Origin of the sequence: Treponema socranskii subsp. buccale (genome assembly GCF_024181585.1) — a bacterium.
GTDB lineage: Bacteria > Spirochaetota > Spirochaetia > Treponematales > Treponemataceae > Treponema_D > Treponema_D buccale.
The window spans coordinates 1,154,545-1,171,659 of sequence record NZ_CP054258.1 but is presented as its reverse complement, the minus strand read 5'-3'; the positions used below and the strand labels follow the sequence as shown (position 1 = coordinate 1,171,659).

Genomic DNA, 17,115 nt, shown 5'->3' with positions numbered 1-17,115 from the left:
CATGCAACTGCTTACAGAAACGGAAGCCGCATCGTTTGGCAATTTTATCGATCGGCATGATTTTTTTTACATCGCAGGTCATAAAGAGCCCGACGGCGATTGCATCTGTTCGTGCATCGCGCTCGGTATGCTCGTTCAAAATAAAGGCAAAGAATTCCAACTGCTTTCCGCGGGACCTTTTAAGCGTACCGAAATAAAGCGATATGAAAATCGATTTTCCTCTTCGATGCGTTTTTTAAGCGAAGAAGAGCGTAAAAAGAGCGCGCTCATCATCACGGACTGCTCGGAATACGCGCGGCTCGGAGACATCGACGGTGATTTGCACAACCTCGATACTTGCGTCATCGATCACCATAAGACAGCCTCTGCTCCGGAGGGCGCGCTTTGCATCATCGACGCATCTTTCCCCGCCGCCTGCGCGATCGTTCAGCTTTTATATGAAAGCGTTGTCGGCTGCATACCGAAAGATGCGGCGGAAATTCTTTTTACCGGTTTGTGTACCGACACGGGATTTTTCCGCTTCCTCGAATCGGATTCCGCCGAAGTGTTCAAAGCCGCTTCCCGCCTCGTCTCTTCGGGCGCAAATCCGAGAGCGACTTACGACTTTATTACCGGCGGAAAGCCCTACGCAACGCGAAAACTCCTCGGCTCCGCTCTTTCCCGCGCGGAACGCTACCTTGACGGAAAACTCATCGTTACGAGCGAAACGACGGACGATACGCAAAAATGGGGCGCCGAAGGCCGCGATTCCGACGCGCTGTACACGCTGCTCCTCTCTGTCGAAAAAACGCTTGCCGTCGTCTTTGTACGGCAGGAAAGCGAATATTCATGCACGATAGGCTTCCGCTCGCGCGGCAACGTCGATGTAAGCGCCGTCGCGGCAAAATTCGGCGGCGGAGGACATAAAAACGCTTCGGGCGCAAGTTCGAGCGGCACAATCGATACGCTCATCCCCCAAATCGTCAAAGAATTCGCCCGCGTTTTATAATTCATAGAATATCCTCCCCGCTTTTCACATGTCTTTCGATATGTATCACGCATTCGTTGACATCCTCTGTTCGGGAGAGTATGATAATATTCATCGGAAAGAATTATCGATATTCAAGGAGCGTACAATATGAGCATTAAAAAGGTTGTTGTTGCGGGCGGCGGCGTTTTGGGAAGTCAAATCGCATTTCAAGCGGCGTACAAAGGATTCGACGTTACGATATGGCTGCGTTCCGACGCGTCGATCGGACGGTCTCAGCCGAAAATCGACCGGCTGCACGGAATATATCTTGCCGAATTGGCCGATGCCGAAACGAAAATCGGTACGAAGGGCGCGAGCTTTTCAAGGGGCCTCATAGACGACGGCGAACATATAAGCGCCGAAGAAATCGCCCGCCTCAAAAAAAATGCCGAAGCGGCGTATAAAAACCTCAAACTTACGACCGACCTTGCTTCAGCGGTCAAAGACGCCGATATCGTCATCGAAAGCATGGCCGAAAATCCTCAAGCGAAAAAAGACTTTTACGACGCGCTTTCGGCCGTCCTTGAAGATAAAACCATCGTCGCGACCAACTCGTCTTCGATGGTGCCGAGCATGTTCCGCGATCACGTTAAAAATCCGAAACGCTATTTGGCCATCCACTTTGCAAACAATATCTGGCGCAACAATATGGTCGAAATCATGGGACACGACGGAACCGATCCCGCCGCATTCGAAAAAGTCGTCGAATTCGCCAAAGACATCGGCATGATACCGCTCAAAGTTTTAAAAGAGCAGCCCGGCTATCTGCTCAATTCCATGCTCATACCGTTTTTAACGGCGGGCGAAGCACTGCTTGCAAACGAAGTCGGAGACGTAAAAACCATCGACTTGGCATGGAAGCTCGGCACGGGAAGCCCGCTCGGCCCCTTCCAAATCCTCGATATCGTCGGCTTGGAAACGGCGTACAATATTACAATGAATCGTCCCGACGCATCCGACCCCGCTTCTCTCCACGGGCGCATCGCAAAAATCCTTAAAAGTTACATCGACCAGGGGAAAACGGGCATAAACGCGGGCGAAGGTTTTTACAAATACAAATAATGTATCTGTGCCCGCGCAAAGTTTTACGCGGGCAGCGCTTTTACCCGAAACACCGATCGATATCCGGTCGGTGTTTTTTTTTGCGTCGCATAGAATCGATTCGCCGCACAGCTTGGCATAAACATTGCTATCTCTAACGATATCGCAATCAAAAGGAGACAGCAAATATGGGTACCAAGAAAATCGATGATTTACCGGACCTCGTACAAGCGGGAACGCTTTCAAAAGAAGAAGCGGTTAAAAAAATTGCCGAATATATTTTCCGCGAACCCTACCGTTTCGGTCTTGCAGGATTCGACGACGATTTTAAAAGCGAAATCATCCTCACCGTTTTGCAAAAAGGCGCACAGGTTTTCAAGCGGTTCGATAAAAATTGCGGCGCTTTCGGTTCTTACCTCTACGCTTTCGTGCGGGGCTTGATTTTGACGCAAAAACGTGAAGCTATACGGAAATTTATCGCCGACAGCAATATGAAAGCCTTTTCATACCCTGAAGATTCGAAACGGACGGATGAAAGTCTTTCCTTTATCGTCGCGGAACCGAAAGTCCGATACGCTCCCGTTTCAAATACGAAAATATGGAAAGCGCTCTCGCGAAGGTGCAACGCGACAAACGCAGGCGATGCGAAAACCGCGCTCATCCTCGCTCTGAAATCGAGCTATTATATTCCGGCTTCTTCGGTCGATGAAGTAAGTTCATATTGCAAACTGCAAAGCGCGGAACTGCAGCGTCTCATCGCCGAACTCAATTCGCTTTTGTATTCGAGAATCGAACGGCGCAATACGATTATCAAGCGGCGGGACAACGCGTATTATTTTCATCGAAAATACTATATGCAGCTCAAACTCTGCGATAAAGAAAAAACCGATACCGAATTACTGCTGAAAAAATATCGCAAGCAGACGGAAAGCTGGAAACACAAAAACAAAGAACTCAGGGAAAGCCGCTGGCGTGTCTGCCCGACAAATAAAATGATTGCGAACATACTCGGCATCTGCGAACGGCAAGTAAGCCACTACATCACGAGAGCGCAAAAGCTCATGCGTAAAAAAGAAAGAGAAACCGAAACGACAGATATTCCCGAATAAAGCGCTGAAAGGACACGGAAAATAGAAGCGCGAAGTTCCGCCCGCGTTGCGAAACTTTTGCTTCCGCTGTATGATGACGATATGAAGCTCTACCTCGCTACGAACAATGCGCACAAAAAGCGCGAAGCGGCCGAAATCTTTTCACCGTACGAAATCGTCATTCCGGCGGACGAAGGAATCGATTTTGATCCCGAAGAAACGGGTACGACGTTTTTCGAAAACGCTTTGATAAAAGCGCGAGCCCTCTACGACATCGTGCATTGCCCCGTCATCGCCGACGATTCGGGCATTTCGGTCGACGCGCTCGGAGGCAGACCCGGCATTTTCTCTTCGCGCTACGGCGGACGGAATTTTCCACGCGGCAGAGCGGACGGCAAAAAAACCGATCAGAATGCGCAAAACCGCTTTCTCATCGAAGAGCTCGATGATGCGCTTTCCGGAAATACGGGCGATTGTCGTTTTTTGCACGGCGAGCGGAGCGCGCATTACACCTGTTCGATGGTGCTCTATTTGGGAGGCGAGCGCATGTACGCCGCGCAGGAAACGATGGAAGGGCAAATCGTCTCGTCGATCGAAGATGCACGCGGAAACGGCGGCTTCGGCTACGATCCGATTTTTTTTATCCCCGAAATCGGAAAAACCGCAGCCGAACTTTCCGACGAAGAAAAAAATGCGATTTCTCACCGCGGAAAGGCGGGGCGCAGTATGCGGCGCATCATCGAAATGCTCCGATGATCCATCGAAAAAAAATGAAAAAAAATTTAAAAATTCGCTAAAGTTTTTTGCGCTCCGTGCCGATATTGAGTAAGGATTGGAATTTGCGGCGCGACTTGTCAAGCCGTACCGCCGTAAATTTACGATTCACTTGCAGAAAAGTGTAGATGTAGCCTTGTAAACAGATGCACTTTTTTGCAAACCGGCAGAAAGGATTCTGCCGTACATCTATTCCACGGAGGAATACCTATGGTTATCAACCACAACATGTCGGCATTATTTGCCAGCCGCCAGCTCGGCGTCACCGGTGTCAGTCTTGCAAAAGATATGGAAAAGCTTTCATCGGGTGAACGGATCAATCGCGCGGGAGACGATGCGTCGGGACTCGCCGTATCGGAAAAGATGCGCAGCCAAATCCGCGGTTTGAACCAGGCGTCGACGAACGCGCAAAACGGTATCAGCTTTATCCAAACGACGGAAGGCTATCTGCAGGAGACGACGGACATCATCCAGCGCATCCGCGAATTGGCTGTCCAATCGTCGAACGGTATTTACAGCGATGAAGACCGCATGCAGATTCAAGTCGAAGTTTCTTCCCTCGTATCGGAAATCGACCGCGTCGCAAGTTCCGCCCAATTCAACGGCATGAACATGCTCACCGGACGCTTTGCCCGCCCGACGGGAGAAAACACGGTCACCGGTTCCATGTGGTTCCATATCGGAGCGAACATGGATCAGCGGATGCAGGTGTACATCGGCACGATGTCGGCGACGGCGCTCGGACTGCGCGTACTCGGTACCGAAGAAAAGGTTTCGATTGCGACACCGGAAGAAGCGAACCGCGTCATCGGCACGCTCGACGAAGCGATCAAACGGATCAACAAACAGCGGGCGGATTTGGGTGCGTATCAAAACCGCATGGAGTACGCGATCCGCGGACTCGATATCGCAGCCGAAAATACGCAGGCGTCCGAAAGCCGCATCCGCGACACGAACATGGCAAAACAGATGGTCGAATTTACGAAAAACACCGTTTTGCAGCAGGCGGGAACGGCGATGCTCGCACAGGCGAACGCGCAGACACAAAATGTCTTGTCATTACTGAGATAGTGTAGTACACTTATACGGGAAAAGCGGGTTCCGCCCTATTTTCTTGTGTACTGTAACTATCGAGCATGCGTTCGGACATGCTTTTGTTCTTTGACAATGTGCAATCCATAGGTTGTGGCGGCAGGAAAAATCGGCTTGCAAAAAGGCTGATTTTTCCTGCCGTAACGGGTCTGAATCTGCTTTCCGGGGGCGCACTAACCGGAAAGTCAGCCCTCACGGCAAGGACGCAGAGCATGATGTTCTGCGGGTACGTAAACATGGAGGGCACACATTATGATTATCAATCACAATATGAGTTCGCTCTATGCTGACCGTGTGCTCGGCATTTCGAATGCCAACATACAGGGAAACATCGAGAAACTCGCTTCCGGCGAACGGATCAACAAAGCCGGAGATGATGCATCGGGTCTTGCAGTGTCCGAAAAGCTGCGGAGTCAAATCCGCGGTTTGAATCAGGCGGGGCGAAACATCGAAAACGGTGTGTCGTTTTTACAGACGACGGAAGGCTATCTTCAGGAAACGACGGATATCCTTCAGCGCGTCCGCGAACTCGCGATTCAAGCGGCGAACGGCATCTACAGCGATGAAGATCGTATGCAGATCCAAGTTGAGGTTTCTCAGCTTGTGTCGGAAGTCGACCGCGTCGCAAGTCAAGCGCAGTTCAACGGTATGAATATGCTCACGGGCAGTTTCGGCCGCTGGGACGGCGCAAAGACGATGCAGTTTCATGTCGGTGCAAACGTCGACCAAAACGTCCGCGTCTACATCGGCACGATGACGGCGACGGCGCTCGGCTTGAAAAACGCAGACGGCGACAACGAGCAGATTTCGATCGCAACGCCGGACTTGGCAAACGCCACGCTCGGCGCCGTGGACAGCGCGCTGCTTCGGGTAACGAAACAGCGGGCGGATCTCGGTGCGTATCAAAACCGCTTCGAGATGGCCTCGAAAGGCGTAAACGTCGCTGCGGAAAACATGCAGGCTGCCGAATCGCGTATCAGAGATACCGATATGGCTTCGGAAATCGTGGACTACACGAAAAACTCGATTCTCACACAATCGGGGACCGCGATGCTTGCACAGGCAAACAGCCAAACGCAAAACGTTTTAGCGCTGTTGCAGTAAGAAAATCGGATTATTGTCCGAGAGACAACCGGATGTCGTCTTTTTGACAATAAACGTAACGGAAAGGATGCGCCCCTTCCCGTTCTTTTTCAGGAGGATTGCCCTATGAATACAATTACAAGCAGTATCGGGCAGGCTTTGGCAATGGATGGCCAAAACTACTTCAAAGTCGCTCCGCAGATACTCGGTTCCGGAACAACGACGGCGGGAGTCGCCCGCTCGGTGCCGGGAGGAGCTGAAGTAGCGCAAAACATTGCACAAAACCTTGCCGAAATACGGGAAAACGCACAGCAGCTCCAGCGGCTGTCCGATATGGTGATAGGTCGCCGTTCCCTGCGCTTCAGCGTCAATGAAGAGCTCGGAGAAGTCGTCATCAGCGTATTGGATCCGAGCACCAACAAGGTGATCAAGGAGATACCGTCCGAAGATATACAGAAGATGAAAGTCAGCATGAAAAAAGCGATCGGTTTGCTTTTTGATGAAATGATTTAATCGTATCTTGCGGATAAACGCGGATTATGCCAGGATTGAACATACCGGGTGTCACCGATAAATACAACACGAACGACACGGTAGAAAAACTTATGAAGGTCGAGCGTGTCCCGCTGACAAGGGAGCAGGACACGCTCAAAACCTACCAAGCGCAGCAAAACGCGTGGCGGGACGTCAACAGAAAATTGACGGAATTCCGCGACAGCGTTAAGACGCTGTATTCCTACGAAAATCCGTTCAACAACAAGCTCGCCTCATCGTCCGACGAATACGCGATCACGGCGGACGCGAATCGGGGTGCGCAATATCAATCATTTAAAGTCAACGTCATACAGCCGGCGAGCGCCGACCGTTTTTTATCGTCCGAACTCCCCGATAACACGAAAGTCCCGGCGGGAACCTACACGTTTCGCGTAGCGGACAAATCCGTTTCGTTCAATTGGAAAGGCGGCTCTCTTACCGATTTTTCAAAAGCGCTCAACAAGAGGGGCGGCGATCTCATCAATTCGCTCGTCATCGGCTCCGGCGCGGGTACGAAAACTATCCTCATCGAATCGAAAAAAACGGGAGAAGCGAATCGCCTCACGTTTGAAGACGCGGCGAAAACCTTTGCGATCGAAACGGGGATGATACGTCCGGTAAAATCGGATGCGGCCTCTTTCGGAAAAACGCAGGCTGAATTCCGCCCCGCTCCGCCGCAACGAGCCGCCCTCGAGCAGGAAGGACTTCCGCGCCTCACGAATACCGCGATCACCGTTTCAAACGGAAAGGTTTCGATCCCGCCGCGAAGCGGATTTTCGCTCGCAGTTCCGCAGGGGAACGAAGGAAAGCATATTTCGTTTACGCTCACGCCGGCATCTGTCGGAGACGTAACGGCGGCGCTCAACACAAAAGCGATTTCTCCCGAACTTCCCAATGCGGGTTATGCGTCGTTTCAGGACGTCGTCATCGACAACAATCCGTCGGATACCCTGCTTTCGAAAAGCCAAGAGACGAGGAGTGCGGATCTTTTACCCGTAACGTCGGCAAGCGTCGTCTACGCGCTCATGAGCGACGGAAGCGAACAAGAAATCGCGACGCCGAACATATTGACGAGCGACAAAACGGCGATCGATATCGACACGAACGATTACCCGGGTATCGCTTCGATCGTCATCCGAAACCGGAACACGGGTACGGCTTTTACGATGTCGTCCGTTTCGCTCTACGATCCGAAATCCGCAGGCGGTTTTACGCCGAACAATGCCGCGTCGACGGCGCGGGATGCGATCATCACGTACGAAGGCATTACGATCAAGCGGCCGACGAACGATATCGACGACGTCGTGCCCGAGGTAACGCTTCACGTGCACGAAAAAACCGAAAGGACGGCGACGATCAAAATCGATCCGGACGTCAAATCGGCAAAAGACGCGCTCATCACTTTCGTCGGAAAATATAACGAATCGATCGCGCAAATCAATATTCTTTCGCAAAACAAAAGCGAAATCGTCGACGAACTCACCTACCTTTCCGACGATCGGCGCGAAAAGGAAAAAGCGCGGCTCGGGCTTTTTATGGGCGACTTTTCGCTTACGAATATGAAATCGAATTTCCAAATTATTCAAAGTTCGCGCTATCAAACAAAAGAGGATGCGGTCATAACGATGCTCTCCCAGATCGGCATTTCGACGAACGCGAGCGGAAGCACCGGAGGTTATACGGCGAGCCGGCTGCGCGGCTATCTCGAAATCGACGAAAAAAAACTCGACGCCGCCCTCGCCTCTCACCTCGAAGATATTAAAAATATGTTCGGCTATGACAGCGACGGAGATCTCATAGTCGATTCGGGCATCGCATACCGATTGGATCGCGAACTCGGCGCATACGTCCAAACGGGCGGCATCATCGGCACGAAGATAAGCGCACTCGACACGCGCATCAAATCGTCCGAAACGAAAATAGCGCAGCTTGAAACGCAGATGGATAAAAAAGAAAAGGAACTTCGAAGAAAGTTTGCAAATATGGAAGGATCGTTGAACAGTCTCGAAAGTCAGCAGACGACTATTTCGAATTTTATGCGGCAAAACAACAGAAACAACGAACAATAAAAAAAATCGATTAAGGAATTGTTATGGATTTATTTGTCAACGGTGCAAAAATCGACGTGACGCTTGAAGACGAAAAGACGATCGGAGACGTACTGCGCTCGTTTGAAGCGACGTGCGAAGAAAACGATGCGGCGGTTATCGGTATCCGTGCGGACGGGCAAAAAGTCGACGCTTTTTCATTCGACGAATACGCAAAACTTCCGCTTTCATCGTCGACGAAAATCGAATTCGAAGTCGTGACAAAACAATCGATAGCCGATTCTTTTAAAAAGCTTTCCGGTCTTTTTTCATCGCTTGCCGAACGCATGGAACGAGTTCCCGTCGATCTGCAAAGCGGCAAAGGGAAAGAAGCGACCGCCGCGATCGCGGAGCTTGCCGACGACATCGAAGTCTTCTGTCGGACGGCTTCTCTCGCATCCCTTTTTCCCGATACGTACGGCGCGATCGTCGTCGACGGAAAACAGGTGTCCGATTTTTTTGCCGATCTTACGCCCGTGCTTTCGGAATTCGAAGAAGCGCTCAAAGCGAACGATACGGTGCTCGTCGGCGATTTGGCCGAATACGAAATATGCCCGCGCTTAAAGCTCGCATCAAAAGCGCTCGAGGTTTTCCATGCGCTATAACGTACCGAGCGGCATCACGCCGCTCCAAGCGCGCCTTGCGACGCATTACTACGCGTACCTGCTCATCCCCGCCTTTATCATTCTCGTATTTTTCGTCATCTATCTGCTGTATCAAATGCGTAAGCGCATCCGCTCCTCTCCCGAATGGCTTGAAGCGCAAAAAAAACGGCTGACGACATACGGCGACATCGAAAAGACGGCGAAGCGCCTTTCGCTTTCGAAAGCCGAAGCATCTCTTTTGTGGGAAATCTGCCGCGCGGCTAAAGCGCCCAATATAAGTTATCTCATCTACAATGCGGCCGAAGTCGACAAACTCTTCGGCGCACAATACGCCGCCATGCTGCAAAGCGGCACTGCCGAAAAAAAAATCACGTCCCTTTTTCGCCTCCGCCGAAAAATCGAAATACAGGATGCGGCGGATACGTGGATCACGTCGACGGCGGGCATACCCGAACAAACGAAGCTGTTCTTTTTATCGCCGCAGGGCGTACAGATCCGATGCGCGCTGAAAAAAAACACGGCGGAAAATATGACGCTTTCGATTCCGCAAACGCTGTACAACGCCGAAAATAAACCGGCTCCGCTTTCAAAAGCCGATTTCGTGTTTACGACGAAAAGCGGTATGACGTACCGCTTTCAGACGCGCGTCATCCGCTATTCGATCGGTTTCGACGACGGCACGGAAATGATACTGTCGCACACAAACGATCTGAATCAGCAGACAAAGCGGAAATCGAAACGCAGCGATATCAACATCCCCTGTATTTTTTCTGCGGTAAACGACAAGTACGAAAAAACCAAACCCCACGACGGAGTGCTCGCAAACGTTTCCGGCGACGGATGCGCCATACTGACGAATCTCCCGATAAAAGAAAATCAGCGCCTTTGCGTTTCGATCATGCTTCCCGATGCGACATACGAAGCGGAGGGGCTCATCGTCGCAGTGCATAAAAATGCTTCCAACAATACGTTTTCCCTCGGCATCCTCTTTACGGACATATCGGACAAAGCGCGAAACCGCATTTTCGCATACGTGTATCGATACGGCGCCGCCGCACAGAACGGCGAACGGAACACGCCGACTTGATTATTAAACTTTATTACGGTATCGTACAGAAATGAGAGTTGTGGAGATTCGGAACATCTGCCGCGAAGCAGGCGGCATTTATTATCTTCGGAAGTTTAAAGGTACGGCTGTCATAGAGCTTCACGAAGGCGATTTTGAAACTCCGGTCGAATTCAGTATCGAAACCGATCCTCTGGGCGTAAAAAAAATCGATGTGGTCGTTTCCGAAACGATCAATTATCCCGTCGTTCCGATAAAAAACGCATTGAAGACGTATATCACCGCAGCGGACACCAAAGGGAAACTGCCGCTATGACCTTTACGACGAAGAGTGCAGAAGAAACCGAAGCGCTCGGACAGAGGCTCGGCCGCCTCCTGCAAAAAGGCGACATACTCGCCATGCGCGGGACTCTCGCTGCAGGAAAGACGACGCTTACCAAAGGCATCGCGCGCTCCCTCGGCGTACGCGATGAAATCACGAGCCCGACCTTTTGCCTCATCAGCGAATATTCGGGTACGATGCCGCTCTACCACATGGACGTCTATCGCCTCGACGGTGCCGAAGATTTTATCAACCTCGGAACGGACGATATGCTCTACGGAGACGGCGTGTGCGTCATCGAATGGAGCGAAAAGATCATGAGCGAACTGCCCGATACGGTAATCGAGATCGACATAACCGTAAACGACGACGGCTCGCGCACCGTCCGCGTCTCGAACTGGCCGCACGAAGCAATACAATAACCCGCTGGTATCTTTTTCGGGAGGATTTGTGAAAGCGCTTGCGATAGATTCCGCCGGAGCTCGCCTTACGGTTGCGGCAAAAAACGACGATGCCGTCGTCTCGGCGGTTTATGCCGTCGGCATGAAACAATCGGAAACGCTCCTTCCCGCGATCGACGCCGTCGTATCGAAGGCGGGTTTACGAATAGCGGAACTCGACTATACGACGCTGTGTCAAGGGCCGGGATCTTTTACGGGACTGAGGCTCGCCTTTGCCGCACTCAAAGCCGTCGAACAGGCGGCAAACGTACCGATATACGGCATCTCTACGCTCGAAGTCTGCGCCTATCCCTACCGCGTCCTTCCCTTTCCCGTCGTTTCCGCAATCGATGCGAAAAAAAACAGATTCTATGCGGCCGCATACGAAGCGGGATCGGAGGCGCTTCCGCCCGGAGACTATGAAATTGAAACGGTGCTGAACTTTTTAAAAGATGCCGAAGAAGCGCTCTGTACGGGACCCGACGCAACACGATTTGTCGAAGCCGCCCGACCAATCGGCTCGCCCGTAAAACTCTACGCGCTCGATTTTTCAATCATTACGACCGATTCTCTCTTTGCCCTCGCCGAAGCGAAAATCGAAGCGGGGAAAAAACCGCTTGCCGATTTCGACGGCCCCGTATACATCCGTGAAAGCGAAGCGGAAGTCAAACGGAAAGCGGCGGAATTATAATCAATTTTTATCATCGCTGCCGCCCCCGATACAAGTCCGATGAAAGCCGCCGCCATACGACGAGCGGCGTCCGTGCGCTTAAAACAATCCCGAAATGACTCCGTCGTCGTTCACGTCGATATTGAGCGCGGCGGGTTTTTTCGGCAGCCCCGGCATCACCGTGATGTCGCCCGAAAGAGCGACGACAAAGCCCGCGCCCGCGTAAAGCTGCGCGTCGCGGATCGGAAAGGTATAGCCGCTCGGAGAAGCGAGCAGTTTCGGATCGTGGCTCAACGAATTCTGCGTTTTTGCGATGCACACGGGAAGCGCTCCGTAGCCCGCCTTTTCGAAAGCCGAAAGCTTTTTCAAAGCGGCGCTTTCAAACGAAACCGCACCTGCACGGTAGATTTCCCGTGCAATGCGTTCTATCTTTTTTGAAAGGGGCATATCGGAATCGTAGAGCGGACGGAAATCCGCTTTTCCCGCATCGCAGAGCGCGCTCGTTTTTTCGGCAAGCGAAACCGCTCCCTCCCCTCCCTTTTCCCAGCTTTCGCAGACGGCGCTTTCCGTACCCGTTTCCGCAATGAGTTCGGCGAGGAGTTCGAGTTCTTCGCTCGTGTCCGATGCGAACTTGTTGATCGCGACGATCGCGCTTACGCCGAATTTGCGGATGTTTTCGATATGCGTTTTGAGATTTGAAAATCCCGCCGAAAGCGTTTTGAGGTCGGGACGGGCAAGATCCTGTTTTTCCGTACCTCCGTGCATTTTAAGAGCTCTCACCGTTGCGACGATGACGGCACAGGACGGAGCGATGCCCGCCGCACGGCACTTGATATCCATAAATTTTTCCGCACCCAAATCGGCGGCGAATCCCGCTTCGGTTACGACATAGTTTCCCGAAGCGAGAGCGGCGAGCGTCGCGTTGATGCTGTTACAGCCGTGCGCGATGTTCGCAAAGGGGCCGCCGTGCACAAACGCGGGAGTTTTTTCGAGGGTTTGCACGAGGTTCGGTTTCAGAGCATCTTTGAGCAATGCGGCGATCGCGCCGGTACATCCGAATTCTCCGAATGTAACGATTTCTCTGTCGTAATTTTCCCCGATGACGATATTCGAAATGCGCTCTTTCAATTCCGAAATCGTGCGGGAGAGACAGACGATCGCCATGATTTCGCTCGCGACGGAAATGCAAAAGCGGTCTTCGCGCGGTACTCCGTTCACTCTGCCGCCGAGTCCGACGACGATGTTGCGCAGTTCGCGGTCATTGAGATCGACGCACCGCTTCCACGAAATCGTGCGGGGATCTATCCCCAGTTCATTGCCGTGGTGAATGTGATTGTCTATGAGAGCCGCAATCAAATTATTCGCTGAGGAAATCGCGTGAATGTCGCCCGTAAAGTGTAAATTGATTTCTTCCATCGGAACGATCTGCGCGTATCCGCCTCCGCAGGCTCCGCCTTTTATGCCGAAACAGGGGCCTAAAGACGGCTCTCGGAGCGCGAGCACTGTTTTTTTCCCGATACGGTTGAGCGCATCGGCAAGCCCTATCGAAACGGTCGACTTGCCCTCCCCCGCGCTCGTCGGCGTTACGGCGGTGACGAGGATGAGACGAGCGCGCGAAGTTTCGTCCGAAGCGCGTTCCTGCAGAGTGCGAAGCGTTTTTGCACTGAGCTTTGCTTTGTACGCTCCGAACGGTTCGATCCCGTCCGCATCAATCCCGATCCGCTTTGCGATGTCCGCGATCGGAAGCATTCGATTTTTTTGTGCTATTTCGATATCCGACAACATAGCGTAATTATACGCGCGAACGCCGGCCTTTGTAAATCGTTCGAAACGCTTAATCAAGGCAATCGATCCGATTCGCGCATAAGTTTTTCCTACAGATGATTTTAAACCGCGCATCTTTAATCTGCAGCTTTTAAAATCGGCGTTTTAAACTTGACAGTGTAAAGATTTTACGCTATTATCTTGACACTGTAAAGATTACAAGAAAAAAGGAGCCGCTTATGCAAACATCGAAGTTGCCGTATCACCGCGAAGGATTGAAAAATCTCCTAATCGAAAAAGGCATCGAAATCGTCAATGCCGACGGCGTGCAGTCTTTTTCGCTGAGAAAAGCGGCGGCGGCTTGCAAAGTCAGCCATGCGGCTCCGTACAGCCATTTTCACAACAAAGAAGAATTGTTGAACGCGATGCAGCTGCACATCACCGAACGTTTTTCGAAAACGCTCGAAACGGCTGTCGCCGAAAATAAAAAGCCCACCGCATTGTTAAAAAAATTGGGTATAGCCTATGTTTCTTTTTTTATTGATAATCCCGCCTATTTTCAATTTTTGTATTCTTCGTCCGATATAAAGGTCGATTTAACTTTATCTATACCGGATGAGAAAAACTATAAGCCCTATATTCTGTATAAAAACAGCATCCTGTCACTGCTTAAACAAACCAAGGTTCCGAAAAAAAAGCAAAACGATATTTTAATAACGATATGGGCTTTTATTCACGGACTTACGGCGCTGGCGGCAATGAAAAATGTTCACTACGACAAAAATTGGAAAGAAAAAATCACCGATTTTATGGACTTGCTCGAGCCGTCATTTTTAAAGTGAGGGCGCACGAATTATTGCAGAGGACGATATGAACGGAATTTATTTCAGCGGAACGGGAAACACAAAATACTGTACGGAAGCGTTGACACAAGCGACCGGCGGCAGAGCTTACAGCATGGAATCGGGCGAAGCGCTTGAAATTTTACGTGCGTCGGATGAAATCGCGCTCGGCTACCCGATTTATTTCAGCGACATCCCGCGCATCGTAAAAACGTTCATTAGAGAACACGCCGCTATGTTCCGCGGAAAACGCGTTTTTATTATCGCGACGATGGGGCTTTTCAGCGGAGACGGTGCGGGGCTTGCGGCCCGGCTGCTTCGAAAATGCGGAGCTGCCGTTACGGGAGGCTTACACCTGCGTATGCCGGACTGTATCGCCGATGTAAAGCTCTTGAAAAAAACGCCGGAAGAAAACGGGGCGCTCATATCGGCGGCGCAAAAAAAGATTGCACGAGCCGCGAATGCCATAAAGCGCGGAATCTATCCGAAAGACGGCTTATCTTTTTTACATCGAATTGCGGGTTTGTTCGGACAGCGCCTGTGGTTTAAAATGCATGCGAAAAAATTGAGAGAACGGCTTAAAATCAGAACGGAACGCTGCATCGGCTGCGGCATATGCGCGGCACACTGTCCTTCAAAATCATTGTATATCGAAAACAATAAAGCCGTGTTTTATCCCGGAAACTGCACGATATGCTACCGCTGCATAAACAATTGCCCCGCAAAGGCGATTACGCTTATCGGTACGGACGTATTCGAGCAGTGCCGCTTTGAAAATTATGCAGCGCAATAATTAGGAGCAATATGAAAAAAACACGTACCCTATTTTTCCGCATGATGTTTTTTGCTACGTTCTATTTCCTGTATCCTCAAGCGGCGGACGATAAAACGCTCTGCGACACGGAAATCGTCGTTACCGGTATAAAGGAAAATTCGGGAACGATTGTTATAAGCATCCATGATTCCTCTGAAAGTTTTCGCAAACACATTCCGTATCGAAGCGTCGAATTGGCGGTGACGGGAGAAAAAGCCGTGTATCATATACGGCTCAAAGCCGGCGACTATGCTTTTTGCGTTTACCACGACGTCAACGGCGACGGAAAATTAAACACGAATGCGATCGGCATTCCCAAAGAACCGTTCGGCTTCAGTAACTACGACGGCAAGGGACCGCCCGGCAACTTCAAAAAACACAAGGTTTTTATAGACGGCACAGCGACGGTAAACATCCCGCTGGTAAAAATGAATTAATCCATTAAAGAATTTGACAGAATGCGCATAAAGTGTGTATACTTTTGTTGTGAAGCGGAAAGATTTGATAAAAAAACTGGAAGCTAAAGGTTTTATTTTCTATCGGCACGGCGGTAAGCACGACATCTATAAGCGCGGAAACAACGAAGAGCAAGTACCTCGGCATACGGAAATAAACGAACTTTTGGCAAGAAAGATTATCAAAAAATGGGAACTTTAATTCCGCTTTTTGGGAAGAATACTTTTCATAGGGGACATTATGACTGTCGTATATCCGGCGATTTTTACACAAACAGACGATAAAAAAGGCACATATCTGGTGAGCATTCCCGACTTGGACGGAGCGACGGAGGGCTACGGTCTCGCCGATGCCATCGGTATGGCCAAAGATTACATAGGCAATGCATTGTACGACAAAGCGGAACTGCCCGCTGCCAGTACAATTAACGATATCGATGTACAAAACAGTGAATTTGCACAAGCGGGGACTTCGTTTGTGTCGCTTATAGATGTCGATTTGGAAGCTTTTCGCAGGATGGAAAAAAGCCGCAACGTCCGCCGTAATATCACCCTCCCCGAATGGCTCGACGATATGGCAACAAAAGCAAAAATAAACGTTTCGGCAGTCGCACAATCCGCTCTGAAAGAAAAATTGGGCGTATCGCACTGAAGCGCTCACACAAGTTTTCAGATGCGGCTAAGCAGTTCGATTTCGTCTTCCGAAAGTTCGCGACAGCCGCCCCGCTCAAGGCTTTCGTCCATCCGAAGTGCGCCGATCGCGATGCGCTTCAAATAGACGACTTCGTTTCCGAGCGCGGAAAAGATACGCTTTACTTCGTGAAACTTTCCTTCGTAGATCGTAAGCGTGCATTCGTCTTTTTCATCGCCGCTTCCGAGCCATACGAGGCGAGCGCTTTTGCAATCGGCTTCTTTTTCTCTTCCTTCCGCCGCTATGTGCACGCCTTTCGCACATTCGGAAACGTAGGCCGATCCTTCCGCGCTTCGCACTTTTTTTGCCAGGCGCACAAAATACGTTTTTCCGCATTCGCTTTTCGGAGAAGTGATACGGTGCGTAAGCTCTCCGTCGGTTGTAAGGATGAGCAGGCCTTCGGTGTCGCAGTCAAGCCTTCCGATCGTGTGCAGATTGTCTTCGAAAAAAGGCGTACGGTACGCGTCGCCGAGCAAATCGAAAACCGTTCGGTAAAGTCCGTCGCGCTTTGCGCACACATACCCCGAAGGCTTGTACATCATGAGATAGACTTCTTTTCGGATTTCGATTTTTTTACCGTCCGCGGCGACGATATCGCACTCTTCATCGACACGCATCGATGAGTCGAATACGCTTTTCCCGTTTACCGTTACGGCGCCCGAACGGAGAAGTTTTTTTACGGAAGAGCGGGAGCCCAAACCTCCGTGCGACAGCAGTTTGTCGAGGCGGATCATAAGC

Annotated in this window: 20 protein-coding genes; 18 read left to right on the top strand and 2 right to left on the bottom strand. The window is 50.9% G+C overall.

What is annotated here, in order from left to right:
* Window position 1 precedes the first annotated feature (1 nt).
* The 13 genes from HRI97_RS05140 to tsaB all read left to right on the top strand — a co-directional run bounded on the left by HRI97_RS05140 (window position 2) and on the right by tsaB (window position 11,832).
* Window positions 2–988 carry a DHH family phosphoesterase gene (locus HRI97_RS05140; protein ID WP_253727085.1) on the top strand — a complete coding sequence of 329 codons (987 nt, stop codon included), beginning with the start codon at window positions 2–4 and terminating at the stop codon, window positions 986–988.
* A gap of 129 nt (window positions 989–1,117) precedes the next feature.
* The gene (locus tag HRI97_RS05135; RefSeq protein ID WP_180486395.1) at window positions 1,118–2,071 is read left to right on the top strand and encodes a 3-hydroxyacyl-CoA dehydrogenase; all 954 of its coding nucleotides are present in this window, start codon (window positions 1,118–1,120) and stop codon (window positions 2,069–2,071) included.
* Window positions 2,072–2,238: 167 nt separating this feature from the next.
* Window positions 2,239–3,159, top strand: a complete 921-nt coding sequence (locus HRI97_RS05130) for a helix-turn-helix domain-containing protein (RefSeq protein ID WP_253727084.1) — start codon at window positions 2,239–2,241, stop codon at window positions 3,157–3,159.
* An 81-nt stretch (window positions 3,160–3,240) separates the two neighbouring features.
* On the top strand, window positions 3,241–3,894 hold the full coding sequence (gene rdgB, locus HRI97_RS05125) for an RdgB/HAM1 family non-canonical purine NTP pyrophosphatase (RefSeq protein ID WP_253727083.1): 654 nt from the start codon (window positions 3,241–3,243) through the stop codon (window positions 3,892–3,894).
* Between the two features lie 228 nt (window positions 3,895–4,122).
* Window positions 4,123–4,983, top strand: coding sequence for a flagellin N-terminal helical domain-containing protein (locus HRI97_RS05120; RefSeq protein WP_180486400.1), 861 nt, complete (start codon window positions 4,123–4,125; stop codon window positions 4,981–4,983).
* 273 nt (window positions 4,984–5,256) lie between these two features.
* Window positions 5,257–6,108, top strand: coding sequence for a flagellin N-terminal helical domain-containing protein (locus HRI97_RS05115; protein ID WP_180486402.1), 852 nt, complete (start codon window positions 5,257–5,259; stop codon window positions 6,106–6,108).
* 105 nt (window positions 6,109–6,213) lie between these two features.
* Window positions 6,214–6,600, top strand: a complete 387-nt coding sequence (locus tag HRI97_RS05110; protein ID WP_180486403.1) for a flagellar protein FlaG — start codon at window positions 6,214–6,216, stop codon at window positions 6,598–6,600.
* Between the two features lie 26 nt (window positions 6,601–6,626).
* On the top strand, window positions 6,627–8,690 hold the full coding sequence (fliD, locus tag HRI97_RS05105; protein ID WP_253727082.1) for a flagellar filament capping protein FliD: 2,064 nt from the start codon (window positions 6,627–6,629) through the stop codon (window positions 8,688–8,690).
* Window positions 8,691–8,713: 23 nt separating this feature from the next.
* On the top strand, window positions 8,714–9,313 hold the full coding sequence (locus tag HRI97_RS05100; protein ID WP_180486407.1) for a DUF8042 domain-containing protein: 600 nt from the start codon (window positions 8,714–8,716) through the stop codon (window positions 9,311–9,313).
* Window positions 9,303–10,400, top strand: a complete 1,098-nt coding sequence (locus tag HRI97_RS05095; protein ID WP_253727081.1) for a flagellar brake protein — start codon at window positions 9,303–9,305, stop codon at window positions 10,398–10,400. Before HRI97_RS05100 ends, HRI97_RS05095 begins: the two co-directional genes overlap by 11 nt.
* Window positions 10,401–10,431: 31 nt before the next feature.
* Window positions 10,432–10,695 (top strand): hypothetical protein, encoded by a 264-nt coding sequence (locus HRI97_RS05090; RefSeq protein ID WP_253727080.1) that lies wholly within the window; start codon window positions 10,432–10,434, stop codon window positions 10,693–10,695.
* Window positions 10,692–11,123 carry a tRNA (adenosine(37)-N6)-threonylcarbamoyltransferase complex ATPase subunit type 1 TsaE gene (gene tsaE, locus HRI97_RS05085; protein ID WP_253727079.1) on the top strand — a complete coding sequence of 144 codons (432 nt, stop codon included), beginning with the start codon at window positions 10,692–10,694 and terminating at the stop codon, window positions 11,121–11,123. Before HRI97_RS05090 ends, tsaE begins: the two co-directional genes overlap by 4 nt.
* 28 nt (window positions 11,124–11,151) lie before the next feature.
* Window positions 11,152–11,832: a tRNA (adenosine(37)-N6)-threonylcarbamoyltransferase complex dimerization subunit type 1 TsaB gene (gene tsaB, locus HRI97_RS05080; RefSeq protein ID WP_253727078.1), complete on the top strand. Its 681-nt coding sequence runs from the start codon at window positions 11,152–11,154 to the stop codon at window positions 11,830–11,832.
* Between the two features lie 78 nt (window positions 11,833–11,910).
* On the opposite strand, the gene HRI97_RS05075 is transcribed toward tsaB, so the two are convergent.
* Window positions 11,911–13,596: a formate--tetrahydrofolate ligase gene (locus HRI97_RS05075; RefSeq protein WP_253727077.1), complete on the bottom strand. Its 1,686-nt coding sequence runs from the start codon at window positions 13,594–13,596 to the stop codon at window positions 11,911–11,913.
* 218 nt (window positions 13,597–13,814) lie between these two features.
* Here HRI97_RS05075 and HRI97_RS05070 point away from each other — a divergent pair, with 218 nt between their 5' ends.
* From HRI97_RS05070 to HRI97_RS05050, 5 genes are read left to right on the top strand one after another with little or no spacing between them, the layout of a single operon-like run.
* Window positions 13,815–14,417: a TetR/AcrR family transcriptional regulator gene (locus tag HRI97_RS05070; RefSeq protein ID WP_253727076.1), complete on the top strand. Its 603-nt coding sequence runs from the start codon at window positions 13,815–13,817 to the stop codon at window positions 14,415–14,417.
* A 28-nt stretch (window positions 14,418–14,445) separates the two neighbouring features.
* A complete protein-coding gene (locus tag HRI97_RS05065) occupies window positions 14,446–15,210 on the top strand; it encodes an EFR1 family ferrodoxin (protein WP_253727075.1) in 765 nt (254 codons plus the stop codon).
* A gap of 11 nt (window positions 15,211–15,221) precedes the next feature.
* Window positions 15,222–15,668: a DUF2141 domain-containing protein gene (locus HRI97_RS05060; RefSeq protein ID WP_253727074.1), complete on the top strand. Its 447-nt coding sequence runs from the start codon at window positions 15,222–15,224 to the stop codon at window positions 15,666–15,668.
* A gap of 49 nt (window positions 15,669–15,717) precedes the next feature.
* Entirely contained in the window at window positions 15,718–15,888 is a 171-nt protein-coding gene (locus HRI97_RS05055; RefSeq protein ID WP_253727073.1) for a type II toxin-antitoxin system HicA family toxin, read from the top strand.
* 39 nt (window positions 15,889–15,927) lie between these two features.
* Window positions 15,928–16,338 (top strand): type II toxin-antitoxin system HicB family antitoxin, encoded by a 411-nt coding sequence (locus HRI97_RS05050; protein WP_253727072.1) that lies wholly within the window; start codon window positions 15,928–15,930, stop codon window positions 16,336–16,338.
* A gap of 17 nt (window positions 16,339–16,355) precedes the next feature.
* Here the strand turns inward: HRI97_RS05050 and HRI97_RS05045 are convergent, their stop codons facing one another.
* Complete coding sequence (locus HRI97_RS05045; RefSeq protein WP_253727071.1) at window positions 16,356–17,111, bottom strand: pseudouridine synthase; 756 nt, start codon at window positions 17,109–17,111, stop codon at window positions 16,356–16,358.
* Window positions 17,112–17,115 lie beyond the last annotated feature (4 nt).